The sequence below is a fragment of the Streptomyces cahuitamycinicus genome, assembly GCF_002891435.1.
GTDB lineage: Bacteria > Actinomycetota > Actinomycetes > Streptomycetales > Streptomycetaceae > Streptomyces > Streptomyces cahuitamycinicus.
The window spans coordinates 1-2,305 of the sequence record NZ_POUC01000733.1; the positions used below are offsets into that span (position 1 = coordinate 1).

Annotated in this window: 2 protein-coding genes; both read right to left on the minus strand. The window is 73.3% G+C overall.

What is annotated here, in order from left to right; all coding sequences use genetic code 11:
- Positions 1-1,021: alcohol dehydrogenase catalytic domain-containing protein (locus C1J00_RS42220; protein WP_102914092.1), on the minus strand; the 1,021-nt coding region annotated here is incomplete at its 3' end.
- Positions 1,021-2,169 carry an acyl-CoA dehydrogenase family protein gene (locus C1J00_RS42225; RefSeq protein ID WP_102914093.1) on the minus strand — a complete coding sequence of 383 codons (1,149 nt, stop codon included), beginning with the start codon at positions 2,167-2,169 and terminating at the stop codon, positions 1,021-1,023. The genes C1J00_RS42225 and C1J00_RS42220, both read right to left, overlap by 1 nt.
- Between the last annotated feature and the right edge of the window lie 136 nt (positions 2,170-2,305).

The following is a 2,305-nucleotide window of genomic DNA, read 5'->3' on the forward strand; positions in this document are numbered from 1 at the left end:
GCCCCGCCTCCGCGTCCGCCGCCGCCTTCTCGAAGTCCCCGACCGGGTAGGTCCGGGTGACCAGTTCGTCGAGCAGGAGGCGCCCCTGGCGGTACAGCGCGGCGTACAGGGCGATGTCCCGCTGAGGGCGGGAGGAGCCGTAGCGGCAGCCCAGGATGGACTTGTCGAGGTACATCGAGGAGACGCGGAAGGACGCCTCGGCCGTGGCCGGCGGGACCCCGAGCAGGATCGCCTGGCCGTGCCGGTCCAGGGCGTCGATCGCCTCGCGGATCAGTTCCACGCGGCCGACGCACTCGAAGGCGTGGTCCGCGCCGGTGGGCAGGAGGTCGCGCACGCCCTCGGTCGAGGTGAGGAAGTCGGTCGCGCCGAACCGGCGTGCCATCTCCGCCTTCGCCGGGTTGGCGTCGACGGCCACGATCCGCCCGGCGCCCGCTAGCCGCGCCCCCTGGAGCACGTTGAGGCCGATGCCGCCCGTCCCGATGACGAGGACGCTGTCGCCCCGGTCCACCCGCGCCCGGTTCAGTACGGCGCCCACCCCGGTCAGCACCCCGCACCCGATGAGCGCCGCCGACGTCAGCGGGATGTCGTCGGGGATCCGGACCGCCTGCACGGCCTTGACGACCGTGCGTTCGGCGAACGCCGAGTTGGACGCGAACTGGTGTACCGGCGAGCCGTCGTGGCGGAACGGCCGGCCCGGGCGTCCGATGGCCTGCCGGCACATGGTCGGCCGGCCCCGGTCGCACTCCGCGCACGTTCCGCAGTTCGCCAGAGTGGACAGCGCCACATGGTCACCGGGCGCGACATGGGTGACGCCCCCGCCCACCGCCTCCACGACCCCGGCCCCTTCATGGCCCAGCACCACGGGCACGGGGAAGGGTATGGTCCCGTCCACCACCGACAGATCGCTGTGGCACAGTCCGGCCGCCGCGATCGCGACCCGCACCTCACCCGGCCCGGGCTCGCGCACCTCCAGGTCCGCCACGACCCGGGTCTGCTTCCCGTCGAAGATCACGCCTCGCATCACACGGCCCCCTTGGGCTCCCTGGGCAGGCCGAGCACGCGCTCGGCGATGATCGTGCGCTGGATCTGGTCCGAGCCGCCGTAGATCGTGTCGGCCCGGGAGAAGAGGAACAGGTGCTGGGAGGCGTCCAGTTCGTACGGCGCGGAGGCCGACCAGTCGGCGGGGCCCACTGCCGCCGCCGCGCCCCGCACCAGCACCGCCAGCTCTCCGAGCCGCTGGTGCCAGCCCGCCCACAGCAGCTTGGCCACGCTCGGGGCGCCCGCGTCACCGGAACCCCCGAGGGTGCGCAGGGCGTTCCAGCGCATCGTCCGCAGCTCGGCCCACTGCCGCACGAGCCGCTCCCTTATGACGGGGTCGTGCACGGCGCCCGACTCCACGGCGGCCCGCACCACCGCGCCCAGTTCCTCGGCGAAGCCGATCTGCTGGGCCAGCGTGGACACGCCCCGTTCGAAGCCGAGCAGGCTCATGGCGACGCGCCAGCCGTTGCCCTCGCCGCCGACGACGTGCTCGGCGTGCGCGCCGTCGAGGAAGACCTCGTTGAAGTCGCTGGTGCCGGTCAGCTGGCGGATGGGGCGGACCTCGATCCGGCCGGGCTGGTCCATGGGGACGAGGAGGAAGGTCAGGCCGTGGTGCCGTTCCGAGCCGGGTTCGGTCCTGGCCAGCACGAAACACCAGTCCGCCTCGTGCGCGAGCGACGTCCAGATCTTCTGCCCGGTGACGCGGTACGTACGGCCGTCCGGTTCGCGCACGGCCGTGGTGCGGATGCCGGCCAGGTCCGATCCGGCTCCGGGTTCGCTGTAGCCCTGGCACCAGAGTTCCGCCCCGGCGGCGATCGGCGGGAGGAAGCGGGACTTCTGCTCGTCGGTGCCGTGGGCGACGAGCGTGGGGGCGAGCAGGTTCTCCCCGATGTGCCCGGAGCGCGGGGGCGCCGCCGACCGCGCGTACTCCTCGGCCCAGACGACCTGCTGGGTGAGGGTGGCCCGGCGATTCCCGTAGCCGTCCTCGCCCCACCCGAGCCCGATCCACCCGGCAGCACCGAGGGTGCGCTCCCAAGTGCGGCGGTCGGCAGCGCCGCCGACGTGCGAAGCCAGCCAGTCACGAGCTTCGCTGCGGAACGCCTCGTGCTCCGGGCCGAAGTCGAAGTCCATCAGGGTTCTCCTCTCGATGCCGCAGGGGCGGATTCCCCAGGGGCGCGGTGAACCGCGCGACCAGCCACGACGAAACCCGCACCCGCCGAAAAGCCCGAACCCCCGAGCTACCGGGCGTTCGGCCGCTCCCCCCGAC